Here is a 23,211-nt window from a genome sequence, read left to right as displayed (position 1 = left end):
TTCTTTCGTTCAAACAGGGAGTCCGTCCGTGAACTCCCTGTCATATATACCCTTTATTTATTCTTTATTGTTCTTAAGATCATGGAACAAATCGGCGGCACCTTCAGGTAGAGAATTCCTTTCTTCACTTCGTAGATTTCTCCCACTGTGCTGAATCCGTTTTCGAGAGTCAGCATCAGGCGCTCCATAACCGCCTCTTTGGGGACCTCCGCACGCCATACCGGCAGATTTATTTCTTTTTCTTCCTGCCCGTTATTGACCACCACAATGATCTGGTCTTCTTCACTGAAACGGCCATAGCTGAGGAACTGATAATCCGCCGCCAGGAATCGGGTGGAACCGTGAGTCAGCACCGGGTTGCTCTTGCGGATATGAATCGCCTCTTTGTGGAAAGAAAGCAGTTCCTGATCCTCTTTTCCCCACGGATATGTCCGTCTGTTATCCGGATCTGTAAATCCGCATACGCCGGCTTCGTCTCCATAATAAATGGTCGGCGCTCCTACCCAGGTCATCTGGATCGCTACAGCTTCCCGCAAGACTCCCTTATTCACATTCTGGCTGGCCGCGTCTGCTCCCAGCGTGTGGATACGACCTACTTTATGGTTCGTGCGCGTCAGAAACCTGGAATGGTCGTGATTGGACAATTCATTCATAGAAGTCTGCAGCGACGGCCCGTAGAAATTCGCCATCTGGTAGATCATGGCCCGCACGAACGCCTCGGCGTTGCCGTACATATCTTCCCGGTAGTCGTCGCTGTGCTTTTCCATACCGGTCAGGAACCAGGTCACCGGTTCCATGAACGCATCATAGTTCATGATGGTATCCCACTGATCTCCCAACAGCCATTTTTTCGCATTTCCATAATACTCCGCCAGAATCAGCGCGTCCGGGTTGACTTCTTTGACCGCTTTGCGGAACTTTCTCCAGAATTCATGATTATATTCTTCGCTGAATCCCAGATCCGCGGCCACGTCCAGTCTCCAGCCGTCCACATTGTACGGCGGAAGCAGCCATTTCTTTGCCACGCCCAGGATATACTCCACCAGCTGAGGCGACTCTTCATAGTTCAGTTTGGGCAGCGTATCATGTCCCCACCAGCCCTCATAAAATTCATTATACGGCCAGTCATGCTCATTGTTAAACCGGAAGAAAGACCTGTACGGACTGTCCGCGGAGATATAGGCTCCTTTTTCATAGCCTTCCGCGTGTTCATACAAAAGCTCCCGATCCAGCCATTTATTGAAGGAACCGCAGTGATTGAACACACCGTCCAGGATAATTTTCATCCCCCTGCGATGTACCTCCTCCACAAATCTTGCAAAAAAATCATTGCTGGCTTCCAGGTTCTTCTTGTTGACCACGCGCTGAATGTATCTGGTGGCGTGGCTGTTGTTGTTGTCCCACTCCGGAAGACACTCCCCGCCGTCTTCTGCAATCACTCCCAGATGCGGGTCAATATAGTCATAATCCTGGCTGTCATATTTATGATTGGACGGCGATACAAAGATCGGATTCAGGTAGAGCACATCCACTCCCAGATCCTGAAGATAATCCAGCTTATCCCAGATTCCCTGAATATCCCCTCCGTAAAAAGAACGTACATCCATATAATCCGGTGTCTTTTCCCAGTCCGTCACCCGCTGCACACCCTCGTTAATATAGATGTATTCCCGGTCCAGCACATCGTTGGAGGGATCTCCGTTGCAGAACCGGTCGGTGAAGATCTGGTACATGATGGCTCCCTTCGCCCAGTCCGGCGTTTTAAAACCGGGAACAATACCGAAAGAATACACTTCCTGCAAATCTTTGGACACTCCCAGTTCATTATAAAAGCATCTCTGCTTTCCCGTATAAATTTCAAAATAATAATGCAGCGTTCCTTCTTTCAAAGGATCCGTCGTATACGTATAATAATCAAAAGCACCCTTTGTATAGGCCTTCTGCATCAGAACTTTGCGGCTTCCGCAGATAATAAACACATAATCCACGTTGTCCCGGGCGGTCCGGAATTTAATCGTTACCCGATCCCCTACCTCCGGTTCAAACGGAGTCCGGTAATTTTCCGTCTCGTCGCTGAACAGCGCCTCTTTATTCATGATGGGTCTCATATTCAATGCATACTGCTGCACACGTTTTACTTTTGCGATATCTTTTTCGTCCATGTGACATCCTTTCTGCATTTTCTGCATTTACATCATACAATGAAATCCCCTCGGGAAACAACCCTTTTCCCTAAAAATGCATAGTAAAAAAGACAGCGGGGGTTGTGCTGTCTTTTTTAGGAGAAGGTATTTCTTATTTCTTATGGGGTGTAGCAAAAACTATATAATGTATTGGGGGTTTTTACGTTAATTATAATAGCATAGCTGTCCCTTGAAGTGTGCACAAACTTTACAAAAATGCATCTTGCTTTTTAGGTGTTTTGTACAAACAAAGCTTCAAACTCATCCCTGGTAATCTTCTCTTTTTCAAGCAGGAGCTCCGCGCAGGCATCCAGCACCTTCCTGTTGGCATTGATCAGTTCTCTGGCTTTGGCATAGCACTCGTCCACAATCCGCTTTACTTCTTCATCAATCTGACCGGCCACCTGCTCGCCATAGCTTCTTGTATGCGCCAGATCCCGGCCGATGAAGACTTCCTCATCATCGCTGCCGTAATTGATCAGACCGATTTTCTCAGACATACCGTATTTTGTAACCATTGACCGGGCAATAGAGGTCGCCTGCTTGATATCCTGAGACGCGCCTGTAGTAATATCGTCGAAGACCAGTTCTTCCGCTACGCGTCCGCCCAGGTCCACGATAATATTCTGCAGCATCTTTCCTTTGGTATTGAACATGTCGTCCCTCTCCGGAAGAGGCATGGTATATCCTGCCGCGCCCACACCGGTGGGAATAATGGATACTGTATATACCGGCCCCACGTCCGGAAGCACATGGAACAGGATCGCGTGGCCGGACTCGTGATACGCAGTAATCCTCTTTTCCTTTTCAGATATAACACGGCTCTTCTTTTCCGCTCCGATTCCGACTTTTATAAACGCTTTGCGGATATCCTCCTGAATCATGTACGCGCGGCTTCCTTTTGCCGCGTAGATCGCCGCTTCATTCAGAAGATTTTCAAGGTCGGCTCCGGTAAATCCCGCCGTAGTCTGAGCGATCTGATGAAGATCCACATCGTCGCCCAGCGGCTTGTTCTTGGCATGTACCTTCAGAATCTCTTCCCGGCCTTTTACATCCGGCCTGCTGACCGCGATCTTCCGGTCAAAACGTCCAGGACGCATGATGGCAGGATCCAGAATATCCACCCGGTTTGTCGCGGCCATGACAATGATGCCCTCGTTGGCTCCAAAGCCGTCCATCTCTACCAGAAGCTGATTCAACGTCTGCTCCCGCTCGTCGTGTCCGCCGCCCATACCGGTACCGCGGCGTCTCGCCACCGCGTCGATCTCATCGATGAATACGATACACGGGCAGTTCTTTTTGGCGCTGGCAAACAGATCCCTTACTCGGGACGCGCCCACGCCCACAAACATCTCCACAAAATCAGAGCCGGATATGCTGAAAAACGGCACTCCCGCTTCCCCGGCCACCGCTTTGGCGATCAACGTCTTTCCAGTTCCGGGAGGCCCCACCAGCAGTACTCCTTTGGGGATACGCGCTCCCACTTTTGTGTATTTTCCAGGGTTTCTCAGAAAATCTACGATCTCTTCCAGTTCGCCTTTCTCCTCATCCAGTCCGGCCACATCCTTGAAACTGGTTTTGGTGTCCCCGGTCATCGTCATCTGTGCCCGGCTCTTTCCGAAATCCAGCATCTTTCCGTTGCTTCCTCCGGTATTCCTGCCGAACGCCACAACGATGAGAAACAGCATGACGCCGCACATCAGAAGCGTCGGTCCGAACGTGATCAGAAATCCCGGTCCTTCCACCTCCGCCACGTCATAGGCCACGCCCGCGTCTTCCAGCAGAGCCTCCACACTCTCTGTATTCAGCACATGAGTGATACGTACAGAACCGTCTTCCAACGTATAATTCACAGATCCGGTCGGCGTCTCTTCATTGGGCTCGATCTCTGCGTACGCAATCTGCCCTTCTTCCAGACGCTGTACAAACGTCTGGTAGGAGTCAGTCGAATTCTCGATGCTCCTGTTTTCAAAAAACACCAGCAGCGCACACAGAAGCGCGAAAACCAGCAGATAGCTGCCAATGTTTTTCCATTGTCCGTTCAATCTTTCTTATCCTCCTGTCAGTCAAATTCCACCACGCCAATATAAGGCAGGTTCCGATACTGCTGGTCATAATCCAGTCCGTACCCGACCACAAATTTATCTTCAATCTGAAATCCCACATACTCTACGTCCACATCCGTAACTCTGCGTTCCGGTTTATCCAGCAGCGTACAGATTTTTAGACTCGCAGGCTGCCTCTGCCCCAGCAGATCTTTCAGATGGCTGAGCGTACGCCCGGAATCGATAATATCTTCCACGATGATCACGTCCCGTCCTGTGATGGGCTCATCCAGATCTTTTACGATCCTGACGACACCGCTGGATTTCGTTGCCGCCCCATAACTGGAACACTGCATAAAATCCATTGTCACCGGTACCGTTATCCTTTTGGCGAGTTCACAGGTAAAATAAACGCTTCCTTTCAAAATACAGATCAGATGTACGGTTTTCCCCTCATAATCCCGGCTGATCTCTTCCCCAAGTTCCCGGATTCTGCGGTTCACCGTCTCTTCCTGCAGCATAACCTCAATATGATATTTCTCCATCCTTCGTCCCTCCGTCATTCATCCACTGTACTTTCAAGACCCTTTTCGTCTGCTCCGTCACTTTATATCGTTCGCTGATCCGCATGCCCACCGTCCAGATAATATGGCTCCCGTCCGCCAGGAGCGTAAGACTGTCACGGTCTTCTCTGGGAACTTTACAGTCGATCAGGTAATCCTTCAGTTTTTTATGCGCGCCGTCCGCCACCTCCAGATAATCTCCCGGTCTGCGTGTCCGCAGTACGGCGCCTTGTTTGATTTTATCATAATCGAACCACTTCGTATAGCAATTTACAGGAATTTTCTCCTTTTTCTCCCGGTTTTCCAGAGTGAACCGGAAAACATCCCCCCTGTAATGATATTCCCCGCCGGGCACACAATATACCTCTTCCTCTCTTTTTTCCGTTCCATAGCCTTCTTTCAGCAGGATCGCGTCGTAACCCAGTACCGCATACCGCCCGTCCGGAAGCGTAATCCGGCTGCCCCGTCTGCCGTACGCCAGGGCGCTCAGCTGCTCCGCATGTACCGCCGACAGATCTTTCCTGGTTCCGTACAGTTTTTCCAGACAGTCCACAGCCAGCATCTTACCCAGCGCCGGATGCAATTTCCCAAAAGGTTCCAGTAGGATCCGGATCTCACGTCCTGTCTGCCGCACGCAGGCAGTTCTTGCCTGTTCCAGATTCTGCTCCAGAAAATCTTCTATCTCCAGCAGACGCTCCGCCGTCTCCGCCATCCTTTCAGCGCTTCCCGGCCGGATCTCTTCCATAGCGGCGAGCACATGATGCCGGATCCTGTTTCTGGTAAACTCCAGCTCCTGGTTGCTGGCGTCCTCCATCCAGAGGAGCCCTTTTCCTCTCAGCCATGTCTCTATCTCATCTCTTCCCACGCACAGGAGCGGACGGATATAAGGCAGCCGCACCGGCTCCATACCCCGCAGTCCCTTGATCCCGCTGCCTCTCATCAGATGAAACAGCATAGTCTCCGCCTGGTCATTCTGATGATGTGCCAGGGCGATCCGGTCCGTCCACCCGTCTTCTACACAGCGTTCAAACGCGCGGTACCGCGCGTTCCGTCCCGCTTCTTCCAGGCCAACCCCTTCCGCCGCGGCATCCGCCGGAATGTCTTCCTCACAGATACGGATAGGAATCTTCCTCTCCCCGCAGAACGTCTCGCAGAACCGCTGATCTCTCAGCGCTTCCGCTCCCCGGATTCCATGATTCACATGCAGAGCTTTGACCCGGATACCCATACGTTTCCGGTTCTCCCACAACAGCTGCAGCAGCGCCACAGAATCCGCCCCGCCGGAAAAGCCCACGCAGACCGTGAGTCCCGGCGCCGTCATCTCCCGCCGGTTCAGATACGCCAGCACTTTTTCTTCCATCTTCATCCTCCTGCTTATAACTATAAAGAATGACGCCGGAAAATGCAAATGCTTTCTATCTTTTCCAGATCCCCGCCACCAGGACGGTCATATCATCCCGGGCGCCGCCATACGCCTGCACCTGTTCCAACAGCCGCTCCGCCATTTCAGACGGCGTTCCGGGAGCCAGGCCCCGGATCAGCGTCTCCATGATCTCCTCCTCCTGTCCTTCCGGCAATGCGTTCAGCACGCCGTCTGTCACCAGAAACAACAGATTGCCATCATACATGCGGATGCGGTACGGCTCCAGGGACAGGCAGCTGCTCGCCCCGGCGGGAAGGCCTGTCCCCCGGATGCACTCTACCCCGTGTTCTCTGCGCAGGAAACTGGGCGCCGCCCCGATCTTCAGAAAATCGCACACACCCGTATACAGATCGATGGACGCAAGATCCACCGTAGAAAAGACCGGCGAATCCGGCTGCAGTACAATGGAGGAATTGATCATCCGCACTGCCGTCTCCTTGCTGAATCCGGCTTCCAGGAACTGCTCCATCAGGTCCAGCACCAGTTCGCTCTGTGTGCACGCCTGCAGTCCGGATCCCATGCCGTCCGATACTCCGGCATAAAAATATCCGTCCGGGAGCCAGAATACAGAAAAGTTGTCCCCGGATACCGCTTCGTCTTTCCGGGTTGCCTTTTTTACACCGTACAGCGCGTTATACGCCATCCCTTCCACAAACAGCACCGTAGTACGGTCCTGAGTGACAAAAGAGCGGCTGTCCCTGGCCGGCATCATCTCGCACTCCACGATCTCCGAAAGAACTTGGGCAATCTTTTTTACCGGCACGCAAGTCTTCTTTTTGGTCCGCATCGTCACATAAAGCTGCCGCCTTTTTCCTTTCACTCCGTACAAAAACACACGCTGTACCAGCACGCCCATCAGCCGAAGACGGTTCCCGATCTCCTGCTCCAGGCCCGCGTCCTCTCTGGTGCTGTAAATCCGTTCCATAGCCCCTTCCAGGATATTTCCCATCTCCTGGAGCTGACCCGCCGCAGCCAGGCGGCTCTCTGCCAGGCGGCTCTGCCAGATACGGTCCGCCCTGTCCATACCCTGGACCGGCAGCGGCGCCATACAGAAACTCCTGGACAGCTGCGCAAAACTCTCCTGATATTCCTGCATCCATTGCCGAACCGGATGGACAGCCTCTTTTTCCTCCCGGCCCTGCCCCCGGGCCTCCAGCCATTCCTTTCCATACCCCAACAGTACCAGCAGTGAAAAAAAGGCGGTCCCTCTGAGGACACTGATCGCCATCTCCCATATCTCCCGATTCCATATATACTGTACCACCATTTCCATGGCAGTCAGTCCGATGCCCGCTCCTGCGCCCAGCAGCCATTTATTTCTCTTCTGTCCTTTCCTGCCAAACATAATCATCAGTCCTGCTCCCATCGACAATGCCAACACATACTTGGTCCATTCCATTTCTTCTTCACTCCTCCTCCGGTTTTGTATGGGCAATTATAGGAAGAGTCGTCCGAAATCTTTGTCATTTAGAAGTGGCTCGAAAAAAATTCGTTCGACAAAAAAAGATCTGTCCGGAAAGCCGAACTTTCCGGACAGATCCAGGTATTTTATTCATCTGCTTTAAAAATAATCTCATCTTCATAGACAAGCCCAAGCTTGTCTTTTGCCACATCTTCCACGTACTTTTTCGTCTTTGTATAAGCCTCCAGATCTTCGATCTCTTCTGCCCGGCCTTCTTCCGCCGTGATCTCTTCCTGAAGCGCCTCTTCTCTGGCTTCATAAGAGCGATTCCTCTGTCTCAGCCGTATGCCTCCGATGGTGCTCACCGCAAATACAGCAAGTACTACCAGCAGGATCGCCCAGGATCCCAGATGCTTTCTCTTTTCCCGTAATCTTCTGCTCCGCGTCTTGTCCGCCATCGGCCTCACTCCCTTATCTGACGCTCTTAAGAGAATAACATTATTATAAACTCTTTGAGACTCTTTTTCAATTTCTTTTTGTAGAATTTACCTGCCATCCGCAGGACTTGTACCAGTTTCCCCCAGACTATACAGAACGGCTTCAGGATCCACCCCAGAATACGGCCCAGGATCCCGGCAATCCGGTTAACCATCCAGTTTCCGAAGATCTGATGGTAAACCAGCATCCCCACTCCCACCGCCAGCAGCGCATATCCCCGCACCGCGCCGTCATTTTCCCTGTATAAAAGCTGAAAAATCAAGAGCGCCGTGCCGACCCAGTAACACAGGTCTTCCAACGCTACCGGCCAGACGCCGTGAGGCACCACTCTCCGGAATATGCGGATCAGATCATAAAGCGCCAGAATCAACATCCCCCTCAGAACCGCAAGCCCGAAAAAATGCAGTTCTTTTAAAATCCCCGGACTCATCCGCTCACCGGAACAGCCGGTTCAGCAGGGATTCTCCACTCTTCTTCAGATCGGAGACCTCCGAATACTGTATGCTGTCAATCCTTCCTTCCAGATCTATCTCTCCCTTCTCCAAGGACAGACGGTTTACGTGCAGATCCGCGCCCTTGATCTGCAGCATTCCCAGTTCTGTCTCCAACAGCACTGCCGATATATCAAAGGAGATAACATCCGACACACCTCCTATGCTGGCCGTGCGCCGGTTCAGCAGGGAGATCTTGTGAGCGCCCCGTCCCTGCGGGCGTTCTTCCACAGATCCCGTTTTTATCATAGCAAAAGACCTCCTCTATATTCTAATCAAATATATTAGGAGGTCCCTTAAAATATTCCTTATAAATATCGATAAAGCTCCTTGGCTTCATCCTTTTTCACGGTTTCCTGTACGTCCAGCACTTCTGCCTTCACGGATCTTGTGCCGAACTGGATCTCAATCACATCTCCTTCTTTCACATTCTGGGATGCCTTCGCGACTTTGCCGTTTACCAGGACGCGTCCCGCGTCGCAAGCTTCATTGGCTACTGTGCGACGTTTGATCAGCCGGGAAACCTTCAGAAATTTATCCAGTCTCATGCGTATATTAGTTCAGTGCATCCTTTAAAGCTTTTCCGGCTTTGAATTTCGGCGCCTTGGAAGCTGCGATGGACATCGGCTCGCCAGTATGCGGATTTCTTCCCTCTCTGGCAGCTCTTTCTGCTACCTTGAAGGTACCAAAGCCTACTACCTGAACTTCTTCACCTTTCTTCAGCTCTTCTGTAACTACATCAACGAATGCTTTTACTGCCTTCTCAGCGTCCTTTTTTGTCAGTTCTGCCTTGTCTGCCACTGCTGCAACTAATTCAGCCTTATTCATTGTTTATTTCCTCCTGATTTACTAAATGATGCGTACATCTACATGTATCATTAGTTATATCGTGTTTCCCGGGGTTTGTCAAGCTGTATTCCCTGTATCTTGGCTTTTTTCCGCATTTCTTTCTGCTCTTTTTCTGCTTTTTTTATCTCTTCCCACCGAAGCCGGTTCTGCTCCGCGGATCCGTACTCCTCATCTCCGAATACATGAGGATGACGGCGAACCATTTTCTCCGCCAATCCGTTAACCACATCTTCGATGGTAAACATCCCTTCCTCTTTTGCAATCTGTGCGTGCATCAGCACCTGAAGCAGTACATCGCCCAGTTCTTCACACAGGTTTTCCCCGTCCTTCTTCTCAATGGCCTGCACAACTTCTTCGCATTCATCTCTCAGGCACGGGATCAGGCTTTCATGGGTCTGTGCCTTATCCCAGGGACATCCGTGATCACTTCTCAGTTCTGCGATAATCCCGACCAGTTCTTCATAACTGTACATCTTCATCCTCCATCTCCCGCCGCGTCATAAAACAGGGCCGTCACGAAAGGGGCGCCAAAGCGCCCCCTTCTATATCAGTTCCCATATAATCTGCATGTCCGCCGAAACAGCGCTGCCTAAATCATACCGTTGATCATGGAAAGTACGGCGTCTCCCAGAGCAGCGCTCTTCGCATCCGCGTCTTCCAGAGACATTCCTTTCACTCCGTAATAGATCTTTACTTTCGGCTCCGTACCGGACGGTCTGACGCATACCCATGCGTTGTCCGGCAGGTCATAATACAGCACATTGGATTCCGGAAGCCCGGTAGGCTTCACTTCTCCTGTCTTCATATCCTTTACGGTATCAAGCTTATAGTCCCTTGCAGAAACCACCGGATACTCTCCCAGCTTCTCGGGCGTGTTGCTTCTAAGGGTATCCATGATCTTCTGGATCTTCGCAAGCCCTTCGATGCCTTTCAGCTCGATAGACTTCACAGCGTCTTTATAATAGCCGTATTTCTCATACATGGCGATCATGGCATCCCACAGCGTCATACCTTTCATCTTATAGTAAGCCGCCGCCTCGCACAGGGCTACTGTGGCAGAGATCGCATCCTTGTCACGGGCATAGGTCCCGATCAGGCATCCATAAGACTCTTCCATTCCAAACAGATAGGTGCCTTTTCCGGTAGTCTCGTTTTTCAGGATCTGCTGTCCGATGTATTTGAATCCGGTCAGCACTTCCACCAGCCGGCACCCGTAATTCTTCGCAATCGCGTCCACCAGATTGGTTGTTACGATGGATTTTACCACCTGGCCGTCTGCCGGGATCTTGCCTGCCGCCTGTTTCTGGCTCAGCACATAGTCGCACAGAAGAGAACCGGACATATTTCCGGTCAGCGGAATATATTCTCCGGACCTGGCATCCTTTACATAAACGCCGAGACGGTCCGCGTCCGGATCGGTAGCAAGCACCAGATCCGCGTTCACTTCTTTCGCCAGCTTCAGGCCCAGCGCAAACGCCTCCGGCGCTTCCGGATTGGGATAGCTTACTGTCGGGAAATCTCCGTCCGGCAGTTCCTGTTCCTTAACTACATATACATTTTCAAAACCGAGCTCTTCAAGCGCTCTTCTGGCCGGTATATTGCCGGTGCCGTGAAGCGGGGTATAAACGATGCGGATATCTTTCTGCATCTTGTCAATGGCATCCTGGTTCACCACCTGTGCCTTTACATGGCCGATAAACTTGTCGTCAATAGCCTGTCCGATGATCTCATACTTCCCAGCTGCCACCGCGTCCTCACGGGACATGGTCTTCACGGTGGACAGATCGGTGATCGCCAGTACCTCTGCGGTCACGCCTTTGTCATGAGGAGGCGTAAACTGAGCGCCGTCCTCCCAGTATACTTTATAACCGTTATATTCCGGAGGATTATGGCTGGCTGTAATATTGATGCCCGCTACGCATCCCAGTTCGCGCACTGCAAAGGACAGTTCCGGCGTCGGACGCAGGGATTCGAACTTATAAGCCTTGATCCCATTGGCAGCCAGCGTCAGAGCCGCTTCCTCCGCGAATTCCGGAGACATATGCCGGGAGTCAAACGCGATCGCCACGCCCTTGTCCTGGCCTCCCTGTTTGATAATGTAATTTGCAAGACCCTGAGTCGCACGGCGCACCACGTAGATATTCATCCTGTTAATGCCTGCTCCGATGATCCCCCTCAGTCCTGCCGTGCCAAATTCCAGATCTTTATAAAAGCGTTCCTTTATCTCGTTGTCGTCATCTGCAATAGCCCGGAGTTCTTCTTTGGTAGCCTCATCGAAATATGGATTGGCAAGCCATTCCTGGTATATTTCTTTGTAGTCCATTTTGCACAATTACCTCCCGTTTTTTGTATTGTAACTAGAATTATTATACAATACCTCCATGGAAAAGGAAACTCTTTTTTCCCTCTGGGACAAAAATTTTTCCAGCTTTTCCACATGTTTTCCGGGGATCCATGCTTTATTTGTACGGTAATAATAATTTGCCAGCTTCCAGAATTTTTCCGGATATCTCAGACGGCAGCTCAGATATTCCCGTTCCGCATGTTCCAATGGCTTTACGCTTTCATAAGCCGCCAGCATCTTTCTGCCCAAATGCAGATCATAGTTTTGCTTTTCCAGTATTTTCCTCAGGAAAAGATACAGGTCTCCGATCTGTATGTCCAGAGAAGCTTTCTCGAAATTGACTACCGCCATCCTGCCGTCCGATACCAGAATGTTGTGGTGCACATATTCGCCATGACACAGATGTCCCTCCTGCACGGCCCGCTCCCGCAGCTCTCTGTATCCGGAAGTTTCCATAATCCGTTCCGTCTCCTGAGCCTCTCTGATCACATCCGCAAAACAGGATAAATATGCAGCCTCAAATACATTTTTACGATTTTTCTTCCTGATAAAGCTGTAGATTTTGCGAAGTTCTCTGTTATGGCGCTTCATTTCTTCCAGAATATCAGTCCCTCCCAGGCGCTGGAGGTCTTCTTCCGTCACAGGAAATACATTTCTCATTACCTTGTGAAGTCCCGCCAGCAAAGAGACAGCCTTCAGGATCTCGCTCTCGCTCCGGGTATCGCACTCTCTGCCGCCGATATATTCTTTGACAATATAGCGGGCGTTCTCCCTGCAGGAAACAGACAGGCGCCCCTCCCGGTCAGGTTCTATGCGGTCCACCAGAAATCCTCTCTCCCTCAGATGTTCCAGCAGTTCCTGCTCCCTCTCCAGTCTGTATGCGCTTCCGGAAAATTCCCTTATCAGCCTTTTGCCCACGCTGGTATCCAGCAGAAACGCCCCCCGGATCCTGCAGCTTCCTTCCACGGCAAACGGATATTGTTCCAGCACCTGCAGTTCTCTTTCATTCATAGAATTTCCCCCCACACACGTCTTCTCGTACTTTCCATCTTATGTGTGCGGAAGGAAAATTATTACGGTATCCGGTTCAAAATACAAGGCCGGAAGACTTTATCTTCCGACCTCTTCTTTCCAGCGCAGCGCTTCCGCCAGCAGCCATTCTTTATTGTTCCGTGCGGGTTCTTCGATCACCTGATCCAGCAGATGTTGCAGTGTCTCTCCCAATATCGGACCGGCGGCGAATCCGGCAGCCATCAGATCTCTGCCTGTCACCGTCAGATCTTTCAGTGTCAGGCAGTTCTGATCCTGCAGAATCTGATGGTAGATCGCTTCCACCCGATCAAGGTCCTCCAGTTTCTCTTCCCGGAAGGTAAGACTCTGAGCCAGGATATCCGCCCGCCTCAGCTTCAGATATAACGGGAACAGATCTCCGCCGATCTTGCTCACCGACCTGCGTACCGCGGCAGCCGCGGCGGATGGGCGGCAATCATGCCAGTAAACCAGGCGCTTCACCCGCCGCACTGTGTCGTTATCGAACTTTAATCTTCTCAGGATGCGTCCCGCCAATTCCTCACTGTATGCCGCATGGCCCTGGAAATGATCGACTCCCTGGCTGTCCGTGGTCTTCATCTGCGGTTTTCCGAAATCATGGAGCAGAGCCGCCAGGCGGAGCACCCTGTCAGGGTCTGTCCCCTGAATGACGCGGATCGTATGCTCGCCCACCGTGTACATATGATGGGGAGTATTCTGCTCACACTCCATACAGCGGTTGAACTCCGGAAGGAAAACGGCAGTCAGGCCGGTCTCCCAGGCATCCCGGATCCGCTCCGGATGCGGGGACACCAACAGCTTCACCAGTTCCGCCTGAATCCGTTCCGCACTGACTTTTTCCAGATTGCGGCACAGTTCCCGGATGGCTCTCCGGGTATCTTCTTCCAGTTCAAATCCAAGCTGCGCGGAAAAACGCACCGCTCGCATCATGCGCAGCGCATCCTCCGTAAACCGCTCCCCGGCGTCGCCCACGCAGCGGATCAGCCCTCTCTTCAGATCGCCGATCCCGTCGAACTCGTCCACCAGCCCGGTCTCTTCGTTGTAAGCCATGGCGTTGATCGTAAAATCCCGCCGCTTCAGATCTTCCAGAAGGCTTTTCGTAAAATGTACTTCCGACGGATGGCGTCCGTCCTCATATACGCCGTCCACCCGGTAAGTGGTTACCTCAAAGCTCTCTTTGCCCATCATAACCGTTACAGTCCCGTGACGGATGCCTGTATCGACAGTTCTGGGAAACAGACGTTTCACCTCCTGGGGGGATGCGGACGTGGTAATATCCCAGTCCGACGGTTCCCTTCCAAGAAGCGCGTCACGCACACACCCTCCTACTGCATAGGCCTCATACCCTGCAAATGTCAGCGTGCCGATTATTCTGTTGACTTTTTCCGGAATCTGAATCTTCATTGTCACACCTGATTAATATGCTTTTCCCCAGTAAACCAGTTTCCTGGCCGGTCTTCCGCAGCATACGCACTTGTCGGACAGCTTATGCTGTTCAAACGGCATACAGCGGCTGGTCGCCGTGGTATCTTCTTTGATCTTGTCCTCGCAGGCCTGGTCGCCGCACCACATGGCGCGCACAAAACCCGGTTTTGTATTGATCGTCTCTACAAACTCTTCATAAGTTACCGCGTCATAGGTATGCTCGTCCCTGTGACGGCGCGCTCTCTCCAGCATATCCTTCTGCATGGTCTCCAGCACCTCGGACAGTTTTGTCTCCAGCTCGTCCAGGGCCACCGGAATCTTCTCTCTAGTGTCTCTGCGCACGATGACTGCCTGTCCTGCTTCCATATCCTTGGGGCCGATCTCGATACGGGTCGGCACTCCTTTGATCTCCTGCTCGGCAAATTTCCATCCCGGAGATTTTTCCGAATCATCCACCTTTACCTGAAATCTGCCGGCCAGACGGTCTCTCAGCTCATACGCCTTCTCCAGAACTCCCTCTTTGTGCTGGGCAATCGGGATGATCACGGTCTGTACCGGAGCGATCCTGGGCGGCAGCACCAGTCCTGAATCATCTCCGTGCACCATGATGATGGCGCCGATCATACGGGTAGTCATACCCCAGGATGTCTGATGTACATATTTGAGCTGATTATCCTTATCGGTATACTGGATATTAAACGCCCTGGCAAATCCATCCCCGAAATTATGGCTGGTGCCGGACTGCAGCGCTTTTCCGTCGTGCATCAGAGATTCTATCGTATAAGTAGACTCCGCGCCCGCGAATTTCTCTTTATCGGTCTTCTGCCCTTTGATCACCGGTATCGCAAGTACTTCCTCGCAGAAATCCGCATAGAGATTCAGCATCTGTACAGTCCTTGCCTCTGCCTCTTCTGCCGTGGCATGTGCCGTATGGCCCTCCTGCCACAGGAACTCTCTGGAACGCAGGAACGGACGGGTGGTCTTCTCCCAGCGCACAACCGAGCACCACTGATTATATACCTTTGGCAGATCGCGGTATGAATGAATGTCATTGGCATAAAAATCACAGAACAGCGTCTCGGAAGTAGGTCTCACGCACAGGCGCTCCTGCAGCTCTTCCGTACCGCCGTGAGTCACCCACGCCACTTCCGGTGCGAATCCTTCCACATGATCCTTTTCTTTCTGCAGAAGACTCTCCGGAATAAATATAGGAAGATATACATTCTCCACTCCGGTCTCTTTAAATCGGCGGTCCAGTTCTTTCTGAATATTCTCCCAGATCGCGTAACCGGCCGGCTTGATAGCCATACAGCCCTTGACGCTGGTATAGTCGATCAATTCCGCTTTCTTCACCACGTCGGTATACCACTGGGCGAAGTCCACGTCCATGGAAGTAATATCTTCCACAAGCTTCTTTTCTTTTGCCATAATTTAAGGGTTCTCCTTTACTTTTTACTGTCTTTTACATTGATTTTCATTGTAAGAAGGAACGCATGTTTTGTCAAGTATCTTCCCATTTACCAATACTTTGCTGCCATACTGCGGAGGTTTTTGCAGATACTGTTATCGGAGGTAGATCACGGATGACACAACAGAGAAAAAAATATCTTCAACAGGCCGGCATCCTTCTGGCAGTCTATCTGTTCCTGCGGTACCTGCTCCCGCTGGGAATGCCCTTCTTTCTTGCCTGGCTCACCGTCCACTTTCTGGTTTTTCTGCAGAAATGGATCCGGATGCGGCTGCTCCCGCTGGGAATCTGTTTTCTGGCGGTATGTATTCTCCTTATCGGCGCCGGCGTACTGTGCGGGTGCACGCTGCTCTATGAACCCTGTCAGGAGCTGATTCCTGTATGTCGGGACTACTGGAGCCGTTTCTCCGAACATCTGGTATGGATCCCGGAATCCTTGTCCGGTTTCCTTATGGATCAGATGCCGACGGTTCTCTCCTGGCTGTTCGGCATATTTATCTATCTCGTCTCAGTCCTTTTTCTTGCCAAAGACTGGGAACGGGTGAAGGGACTTTTGCAGAAACTCCCTTTCTTCACGCCGGTTTCCCGGGCATCCGGACGTATGGCGCAGGCGTTCCGGGGATGGGCCAGAGCCCAGGGGAAGATCATGCTGGTCATATCCGCGGAATGTGCCGTGGGTTATTTCCTCCTGCATATCCCTTTCTTTTGGTTCTGGGCGATACTGACCGGACTGGTCGATGCCCTGCCGGTCTTCGGCACCGGCGTCGTCTTCGTGCCCTGGGTCGTGATCCAGATCCTTCAGGGGAATTTTGCCATGTCCCTCTGGCTGGCGGTTCTTCTGGCTGTCACCTGGCTGACCCGTGAGTTTCTGGAACCGCGGCTGCTGGGCGGCGGACTGGGACTGCTCCCTATCGGTTTCCTCATGTCCGTCATCGTGGGCCTGCAGCTCTTTGGTCCCTTCGGCCTGTTCTCCGGTCCCTTTGGCGTACTGCTGATCAAAGAGCTGTGGGCGGAACTGGAAATGCAGGGTCTATCTGGAAACTCAGGACCTCTCCCGTCCGGGGATGACAAAACGTCAGCCTGAAAGAGCAGAGGGCAAGTCCCCTGCTCCCCGGATCGGCCTTTCCGTATTTCCGGTCACCCATGACCGGAGCCCCCGCATGGGCCATCTGCACCCGGATCTGGTGCCGCCGGCCGGTCAGAAGCCGGATCTCAACCAGACTCCATCCCCCGCCTTCTTCCAGAACCCGGTAGGACAGGCGGCATTCCTTCGCTCCCGGCGTATCCGGCGTGCAGACACCGGACCGGTTCGCCCTGGCGTCTTCCGTCAGGTAATCCACCAGCATGCCTTCTTTTTCAGGAAGTTTTCCACATACCAGAGCCTGATACCATTTTTCCATACGTGTGTGATCCGCTGCCTGTCGGCTCAAATCCGCCGCCGCATCACGATTTTTCGCCACCAGCAGGATCCCCTCCACCGGCTGGTCCAGCCGGTTCACCAGCCTGAGCTGTATCTTCTCTCCCCGCAGAATCATCTCATTCTGGAGCATGCTCATCAGATCGGGAACTGTGGGCCGGGCGCTCTGCGTGGCTACTCCCGCCGGTTTATATACTGCCAGAAGGTCTTTGTCTTCATATAATATCCTGTATTTTTTCATCTTTATTCTCTCCCGGTCCCGGACGGACGGGTCAGGGACTTTCACCCGTTAGAACGTGCGCCCGCCGGGCACACAAAACACAGACCGCCGGCAATGGAATCCCCGCCAGCGGTCTGATCACTGCGGCGCAGCGCGCCGCCGACTATGCAGTTTCGATTACAGTCTCTTCAGAAGCTCTTCGCGCTCTTTTTCATAACCGGGCTTGCCAAGCAGGGCAAACATATTCTTCTTGTAGCTCTCTACACCCGGCTGATTGAACGGATTCACACCGAGCATATATCCGCTGACTCCGCAGGCAAACTCAAAGAAATAGAACAGCTGGCCCAGAGAGAACTCGTCCTGTCTGGGAATCTTCACCAGCAGATTCGGCACTTCTCCATCCGTATGCGCCAGGATCGTACCGTTCATCGCGCTCTTATTAATGAAGTCTACGTTCTTTCCGGCCAGATAATTCAGACCGTCCAGATCCACCGGTTCCTCGCCCATCACGATCTCCTGCTCGCATTCTTCTACTTCCAGTACGGTCTCAAACATGATGCGGGCGCCGTCCTGGATGAACTGTCCCATCGAATGCAGATCCGTGGTCAGGTCTACCGATGCCGGGAAGATACCCTTGTGGTCTTTGCCTTCTGATTCGCCGTAGAGCTGCTTCCACCACTCAGATACATAGTGGAGACTTGGCTCATAATTGGCCAGAATCTCGGTGGACTTTCCTTTTCTATGCAGAATATTGCGGAGCGCCGCATACAACACCGCGTCATTCTCTTCATACGGAGCGTTCAGCGCCATCTCGCGTCCGCTTGCGGCTCCTTCCATCAGCTTCACGATATCCGCGCCGCTTACCGCGATAGGAAGAAGGCCCACAGCCGTCAGCACAGAGAAACGTCCTCCCACATCATCCGGCACTACAAAACTCTCGTAACCTTCCTCGGTAGCCAGATTCTTCAATGCTCCTCTTGCCTTGTCCGTGGTCGCATAGATTCTCTTCGCGGCCTCTTCTTTTCCGTATTTTTTCTCCAGCATCTCTTTAAACACACGGAACGCGATGGCCGGCTCTGTCGTCGTACCGGACTTGGAAATCATATTGATAGAGAAATCACGGTCTCCGATCACATCGATCAGATGGGAGATATAACGGGTGGAAATGCTGTTGCCCACAAAATAAATCTCCGGCGTACCGCGCTTCTCCTTCGGAATCATATTATAAAAGCTGTGTCTCAGAAATTCGATAGCAGCTCTCGCTCCCAGATAGGAACCGCCGATGCCGATCACCAGCAGTACTTCAGAGTCATTGCGGATCTTCTCCGCAGCCTTCTGGATTCTTGCGAACTCCTCTTTGTCATAGTCCACAGGAAGATCGATCCAGCCAAGGAAATCGTTCCCTGCTCCGCTGCGGTCCAACAGTACCTTTTTCGCTGCCTCCACCTGGATTTTCATGTTCTTTACTTCTTCAGCGCTGACAAAACGCCCTGCCTTGGAATAATCAAGTGTAATCTTAGACATGCCTTTACTCTCCTTTTCAGAAATGTCCTTTTTATTACGTCTATTCTAGCATTGGTGCAAGGCAAAAATCAAGTATACAGGCTTAAAAAGTGCCTTTCACCCTGATAAAATTTCCGAGAGCACTTCTTGAAAAATCTTCTTCTCTTCTTTTTCCAGTACAATGGATTTTTCCGGTTCGGCCTGCGACGAATCAGACGTTTTCGTCTCAGGAGCGTTCTCTGAAGCAGCTTTGTCCGATGCCGCCTTCTGCACCGGCGCCGCCTCTTCCTCAAACCCTTCATACTCATGATGCTGGCGAGGATAGAGAGTATTCGCCACATAGTCGGTCAGACTGTTCTCCGCCCGTATCCACAGGCTGTCCGATTCGAACACGAGCGCGGCAATCCGCACCGCTGATACGGCCAGCAGCGCCGCCAGCAGCCGATTCGCACATAACGACGGTTCACTGCCCAGAAAATAAAGGATAATGCCCTCTGCCATCCCCGCGTACAAGATCAGCCGAACCCACCGGTCGGGCAGTTTCAGCCATCTCCCCAGCCGGACTCCGAACCGCTTTTCCTGATACAGGTATTTCTTCACGAACGCAGTAATATCGTGGATCTCCACATGTACCTCATAGCTTTTCTCGAATTTGAGCGTCATCTGCCGGAGCATTTTTCCCTTGCTCCCGCCTCCCAGGGCTGCCTCCCGGCAAAGTTTTCCGATGATCCCTCTGCGTGACAATGCCAAAAGGACTCCCCAGACGCCCAAAAACCAGAACTCCGCATAATTTCTCCACATGTCATAGCATAATACATACATCCCAAACGCCTCCCCTGTTTCAAGATGTCTGCATCATACCACGAAGTTTCCAACGGTGGAACCGGAACTTGTCGACGTTTTACGCCAGCCGTCCGACAAAATTACGCACCAGCGCCACACTGTGCTCGATCGCCTGACGCTCAAAAGTGGGATAATCCACCGTCGCGCTGTCGTCCGCCTTATCAGAGATAGCCCGGATGATCACAAACGGAATTCCGTTCAGCCAGGCCGCCTGCGCGATCGCGGCGCCCTCCATCTCCGTACACAGTCCGTCGAACCGGCTGGAGATCCGGTTCTTCGTCTCCCGGTCGGACACGAACTGGTCTCCGCTCACGATCCGTCCCGTAAAGACATTTACATCCGGCACAGCTTCCCTGCATGCCGCTTCTGCCGCCTCTACCAGCCTGTTATCCGCTTTGAAAAAGCTGGTCTCCATTCTCGGAATCACACCCGGGTCATAGCCGAATCCGGTGGCGTCCATATCATGCTGTACGGTATCTGTGGAGATCACAATATCCCCGATATCAATCCTGGCGTCCAGAGAACCCGCGATTCCTGTATTGATCACCGCGTCCACCTGAAATACATCCGCCAGGATCTGTGTACAGATCCCTGCATTTACCTTGCCGATACCGCTGCGGACGATCACCACCTCATGCCCTTCCAATGTTCCGGAATAAAAATCCATAGACGCTCTCGTCAGCCTCTGCGGACGCACCAGCCGTTCCCGCAGTGCCTCCACTTCCTCTTCCATGGCTCCTATAATACCAATCTTTCTTATCATCATCTGAAACCTCCATTTTCTGTCAAATTCACGTTACCTTCTTACAGTATAGCTGAACCCGGTGCATTTGACTAGAAAAATCCTCTATTTTCTGCTATACTGTTACCAATTCAGACGGTTCTGTATCCGTAAGAAAGTATAATTATCATTGTAAGGAGGCATCGATCATGATTTTATATCGTACAAAAGGCACCTGTTCCCAGGCCATTGAAGTAGAAGCAAAAGACGGAATCATCGAATCTGTTCATTTTATCGGAGGCTGCGCGGGCAACACCGCCGGTATCTCCAAGCTGGTAAAAGGCATGAAAGTGGACGATGTGATCCAGAAGCTGGAAGGAACCACCTGCGGACGCAGACCCACCTCATGTCCGGATCAGCTGGCGAAAGCGCTGAAACAGTGGAAAGAAGAGCAGGGCTGAGAAACAGAAATAACCATGGGGCTGACATCTTTTCATGAGTCAGCCCCAGTCTTATATCTATTATTCAGAAGTCCTCTTATTATTTATGCTAATTCCTTCGCCAGCCGGCTGATTGTCTCTACACTCTCTTCCAGTTCCTCTGCAATAGTTTCCAGTGATTTTCCTTTTTGAAGTTTCTTCGATACTTGTTCTCTGAGTTTTTCTGTTAGCCCCTCCTCTTTTCCAGCTGCTCTTCCGTCTTTATATCCATCTGCTTTTCCGTTTGCATATCCATCTGCTTTTCCGTCTTCATAAATATCTTCCAGTGCCTTACACATATCCATCTCTCCTTTCCTTTCTGGTACGTTTATTCCCTCCAGCCATTTCTCCGAGTTTAAAAATACGCTCAATGCCTGATAAGTGTCTATGTTCAGTCTCTGAAAATATGATCTGTTCGCTTTCACATATTCCAGAATTTTCTCTTTCTTCTGCCTGTATTTTATCATATTTAATACATATTGTAAATCTGTTTGAAACACATTTATATCCTGAAGCCGCTCCGCGTCCACAAGGTTTATCCTGTAGTTCGGTATGTATTTCCGGAGATTTTCTTTTTCACATCCGGCTCCTTCCGGAAAGATCATTCCATGAAGATCCCTGCTCCCATCCCATGGTCTGGAGCCATAATAGAATACCAGCGTAATGACCGGATAAAGTTTGTCTGTTTTCCGGAAATGTGAGAGGAATTCGTCCCGGCTCGTCCTGTTTCCGGTATCTTTCCGATTTTTCCAGCTCTCTTCGATCTGCTCCGCGTAAGACAGCCCGTCATAAATCATCGTCCTCACCGGCATGGCATAGTGTATCCGCTCCTGATTCTCCAATGCCAGGACCGCCAGCTCTGCTCTGTCTTCCCAGCGCATCGCCACATCCCGGTAGCGCTGTATCCCTTTTCCCTGAATCATCTCTGTGCCTGGCTTTTCCGAGATAAAAAGATCCGTCTCCCGGTCAATTTTTTCCAGCTGCTCCGGCAATATGACCTGCTGCCCCTGAAACAGACAGCCATTCATCAGATCTGCAAACCGCTCCTTCTGCGAAAGCCAACGGTTCACAATCACGTTGTCTCTTCCCATGTGAAATTCCCCCTATGTAATTGTTTTTAATGGAATTACAGGAAGCAGAACGCTTCCTGTTTGATCTGTATCTGGAACATATCATAAGCCTGGCAGGATTTCAAGGCCCTTTTTATTGAAAGTATTGCGCTTTACTTACCCAACCCTTCCAACAATTTCAATCTTGCTGTAATCCAGATCTATATGCCTGACATGCCATCCGTTTATCTTATCAATACCGGAATCGCAAGGTATTCCTTCATCTTCAGTCTGATCCTTTGGGGATATCTCCATCCTGTCACCAAATTCATCCTGAATTTGAGAACCGCAGCCGCCTATACAAAAAACCAGTATCATACTGAACAATATAATTCCTATTTTTTTCAACATTTTTTCTTATAAGAGAATTGTGATTTTATATTCATCAAAATAGATATAACTGTTACCAAAAAAGTCAAATATGCACCATATGAATAACTGGGAAGTAATGCTGAACATATAGTACTTAAGAATTCCATTCTAATCGGGATACTATACATAAAGACAGGGAACCCGATTAATGTAAAAAGGAAAATGCACTGTGCAATAATTCTTATTGCAAAATATTTCCGTCCCTCTGAGATCCATTGAATCATCAGAACTAAAATATAAATAATCAGCACTCTTCCATAATCATGATTCATTACAAGAATTCCCGTATACTTTATACCTGAACCAGGATCCATTGAGCAATACCATTCCATCGGCAATAAAATAATTACCAATAACATAATAATAAATGGGTATCTGTTCTTATTCACAGCCGTCCCCTCCCTCCTTATATTTAATTAAATTTTACATTTTATTGCATTATATTTCAATAGCACATTATATTTACACACATTTCTCTGCACCCTGAGTGCAGCAACATACTTCCCAAGACGAGATTCATTTCGCCTTGGGTCCTTTAGGTACCCACGAATGGCTCTGTTAAATACCTCCGCATCCGTGATCCCGACAGGAAATTTGCTTCCACTGATAAAATGCGGCTTTACGACCGACCATGAAATATGAAATCACCGTCTGGAGGAACTGTTTTTCTTATAACTAACTAAAACTTCCCACACCAATACGGTGTGTTGAACCTTGAAAATTCAATATTTCAGCCAATAAAAAAGGCATAAACCTGTTCCGTTTGGTATAATGGAATTGACTAGAAACCATTTTTACAAAGGAGA

General features: G+C 50.8%; 23 protein-coding genes. 2 read left to right on the top strand and 21 right to left on the bottom strand.

The window, feature by feature from the left end; translation table 11 throughout:
- Window positions 1–53 precede the first annotated feature (53 nt).
- From B5F29_RS02380 to proS, 15 genes are all read right to left on the bottom strand, one after another.
- On the bottom strand, window positions 54–2,162 hold the full coding sequence (locus tag B5F29_RS02380; RefSeq protein ID WP_206414163.1) for a glycoside hydrolase family 13 protein: 2,109 nt from the start codon (window positions 2,160–2,162) through the stop codon (window positions 54–56).
- A 251-nt stretch (window positions 2,163–2,413) separates the two neighbouring features.
- On the bottom strand, window positions 2,414–4,228 hold the full coding sequence (ftsH, locus tag B5F29_RS02375) for an ATP-dependent zinc metalloprotease FtsH (protein ID WP_087153091.1): 1,815 nt from the start codon (window positions 4,226–4,228) through the stop codon (window positions 2,414–2,416).
- A 17-nt stretch (window positions 4,229–4,245) separates the two neighbouring features.
- Window positions 4,246–4,773 (bottom strand): hypoxanthine phosphoribosyltransferase, encoded by a 528-nt coding sequence (gene hpt, locus B5F29_RS02370; protein ID WP_087153090.1) that lies wholly within the window; start codon window positions 4,771–4,773, stop codon window positions 4,246–4,248.
- Complete coding sequence (gene tilS, locus B5F29_RS02365) at window positions 4,754–6,151, bottom strand: tRNA lysidine(34) synthetase TilS (protein WP_162608344.1); 1,398 nt, start codon at window positions 6,149–6,151, stop codon at window positions 4,754–4,756. Before tilS ends, hpt begins: the two co-directional genes overlap by 20 nt.
- Before the next feature lie 55 nt (window positions 6,152–6,206).
- The gene (locus B5F29_RS02360) at window positions 6,207–7,613 is read right to left on the bottom strand and encodes a SpoIIE family protein phosphatase (protein ID WP_087153088.1); all 1,407 of its coding nucleotides are present in this window, start codon (window positions 7,611–7,613) and stop codon (window positions 6,207–6,209) included.
- A gap of 149 nt (window positions 7,614–7,762) precedes the next feature.
- Window positions 7,763–8,074, bottom strand: coding sequence for an FtsB family cell division protein (locus B5F29_RS02355; RefSeq protein ID WP_087153087.1), 312 nt, complete (start codon window positions 8,072–8,074; stop codon window positions 7,763–7,765).
- A gap of 26 nt (window positions 8,075–8,100) precedes the next feature.
- Window positions 8,101–8,544, bottom strand: a complete 444-nt coding sequence (gene yabQ, locus B5F29_RS02350) for a spore cortex biosynthesis protein YabQ (protein ID WP_087153086.1) — start codon at window positions 8,542–8,544, stop codon at window positions 8,101–8,103.
- A gap of 4 nt (window positions 8,545–8,548) precedes the next feature.
- A complete protein-coding gene (gene yabP, locus B5F29_RS02345; protein ID WP_334293248.1) occupies window positions 8,549–8,836 on the bottom strand; it encodes a sporulation protein YabP in 288 nt (95 codons plus the stop codon).
- A gap of 77 nt (window positions 8,837–8,913) precedes the next feature.
- Window positions 8,914–9,153: an RNA-binding S4 domain-containing protein gene (locus B5F29_RS02340; protein WP_087153084.1), complete on the bottom strand. Its 240-nt coding sequence runs from the start codon at window positions 9,151–9,153 to the stop codon at window positions 8,914–8,916.
- Between the two features lie 7 nt (window positions 9,154–9,160).
- The gene (locus B5F29_RS02335; RefSeq protein ID WP_087153083.1) at window positions 9,161–9,433 is read right to left on the bottom strand and encodes an HU family DNA-binding protein; all 273 of its coding nucleotides are present in this window, start codon (window positions 9,431–9,433) and stop codon (window positions 9,161–9,163) included.
- Between the two features lie 50 nt (window positions 9,434–9,483).
- Window positions 9,484–9,927, bottom strand: coding sequence for a MazG family protein (locus B5F29_RS02330; RefSeq protein ID WP_087153461.1), 444 nt, complete (start codon window positions 9,925–9,927; stop codon window positions 9,484–9,486).
- Window positions 9,928–10,043: 116 nt separating this feature from the next.
- The gene (locus B5F29_RS02325) at window positions 10,044–11,777 is read right to left on the bottom strand and encodes a phospho-sugar mutase (RefSeq protein WP_087153082.1); all 1,734 of its coding nucleotides are present in this window, start codon (window positions 11,775–11,777) and stop codon (window positions 10,044–10,046) included.
- Between the two features lie 9 nt (window positions 11,778–11,786).
- Window positions 11,787–12,809 carry a CotS family spore coat protein gene (locus B5F29_RS02320; protein ID WP_087153081.1) on the bottom strand — a complete coding sequence of 341 codons (1,023 nt, stop codon included), beginning with the start codon at window positions 12,807–12,809 and terminating at the stop codon, window positions 11,787–11,789.
- 99 nt (window positions 12,810–12,908) lie between these two features.
- Window positions 12,909–14,252: a CCA tRNA nucleotidyltransferase gene (locus tag B5F29_RS02315; RefSeq protein WP_087153080.1), complete on the bottom strand. Its 1,344-nt coding sequence runs from the start codon at window positions 14,250–14,252 to the stop codon at window positions 12,909–12,911.
- 12 nt (window positions 14,253–14,264) lie between these two features.
- Window positions 14,265–15,701 (bottom strand): proline--tRNA ligase, encoded by a 1,437-nt coding sequence (gene proS, locus B5F29_RS02310; RefSeq protein ID WP_087153079.1) that lies wholly within the window; start codon window positions 15,699–15,701, stop codon window positions 14,265–14,267.
- 155 nt (window positions 15,702–15,856) lie between these two features.
- Here proS and B5F29_RS02305 point away from each other — a divergent pair, with 155 nt between their 5' ends.
- Window positions 15,857–16,825 (top strand): AI-2E family transporter, encoded by a 969-nt coding sequence (locus B5F29_RS02305; RefSeq protein WP_162608343.1) that lies wholly within the window; start codon window positions 15,857–15,859, stop codon window positions 16,823–16,825.
- Here B5F29_RS02305 and B5F29_RS02300 read toward each other — a convergent pair.
- The 4 genes from B5F29_RS02300 to B5F29_RS02285 form a co-directional block, all read right to left on the bottom strand.
- Entirely contained in the window at window positions 16,737–17,399 is a 663-nt protein-coding gene (locus B5F29_RS02300) for an RluA family pseudouridine synthase (RefSeq protein ID WP_087153077.1), read from the bottom strand. The genes B5F29_RS02305 and B5F29_RS02300 overlap by 89 nt on opposite strands.
- A gap of 156 nt (window positions 17,400–17,555) precedes the next feature.
- The gene (locus tag B5F29_RS02295) at window positions 17,556–18,902 is read right to left on the bottom strand and encodes a glucose-6-phosphate isomerase (protein WP_087153076.1); all 1,347 of its coding nucleotides are present in this window, start codon (window positions 18,900–18,902) and stop codon (window positions 17,556–17,558) included.
- A gap of 96 nt (window positions 18,903–18,998) precedes the next feature.
- Window positions 18,999–19,703: a hypothetical protein gene (locus B5F29_RS02290; RefSeq protein WP_087153075.1), complete on the bottom strand. Its 705-nt coding sequence runs from the start codon at window positions 19,701–19,703 to the stop codon at window positions 18,999–19,001.
- Between the two features lie 79 nt (window positions 19,704–19,782).
- Window positions 19,783–20,490, bottom strand: coding sequence for a 5'-methylthioadenosine/adenosylhomocysteine nucleosidase (locus tag B5F29_RS02285; protein WP_242955555.1), 708 nt, complete (start codon window positions 20,488–20,490; stop codon window positions 19,783–19,785).
- Window positions 20,491–20,657: 167 nt separating this feature from the next.
- On the opposite strand from B5F29_RS02285, the gene B5F29_RS02280 reads away from it, so the two are divergent.
- Window positions 20,658–20,906: a TIGR03905 family TSCPD domain-containing protein gene (locus tag B5F29_RS02280; RefSeq protein ID WP_206414171.1), complete on the top strand. Its 249-nt coding sequence runs from the start codon at window positions 20,658–20,660 to the stop codon at window positions 20,904–20,906.
- Between the two features lie 83 nt (window positions 20,907–20,989).
- Here the strand turns inward: B5F29_RS02280 and B5F29_RS02275 are convergent, their stop codons facing one another.
- Both B5F29_RS02275 and B5F29_RS02270 read right to left on the bottom strand, forming a co-directional pair.
- Window positions 20,990–22,015 (bottom strand): Rpn family recombination-promoting nuclease/putative transposase, encoded by a 1,026-nt coding sequence (locus B5F29_RS02275; protein ID WP_087153073.1) that lies wholly within the window; start codon window positions 22,013–22,015, stop codon window positions 20,990–20,992.
- 135 nt (window positions 22,016–22,150) lie between these two features.
- Window positions 22,151–22,384, bottom strand: a complete 234-nt coding sequence (locus tag B5F29_RS02270) for a hypothetical protein (protein ID WP_087153072.1) — start codon at window positions 22,382–22,384, stop codon at window positions 22,151–22,153.
- Window positions 22,385–23,211 lie beyond the last annotated feature (827 nt).

This window comes from Lachnoclostridium sp. An196 (assembly GCF_002160135.1).
Classification (GTDB): Bacteria; Bacillota; Clostridia; order Lachnospirales; family Lachnospiraceae; genus Hominiventricola; species Hominiventricola avistercoris.
The sequence above is the reverse complement of the archived record's forward strand: the minus strand, read 5'-3'. Positions and strand labels throughout refer to the sequence as shown.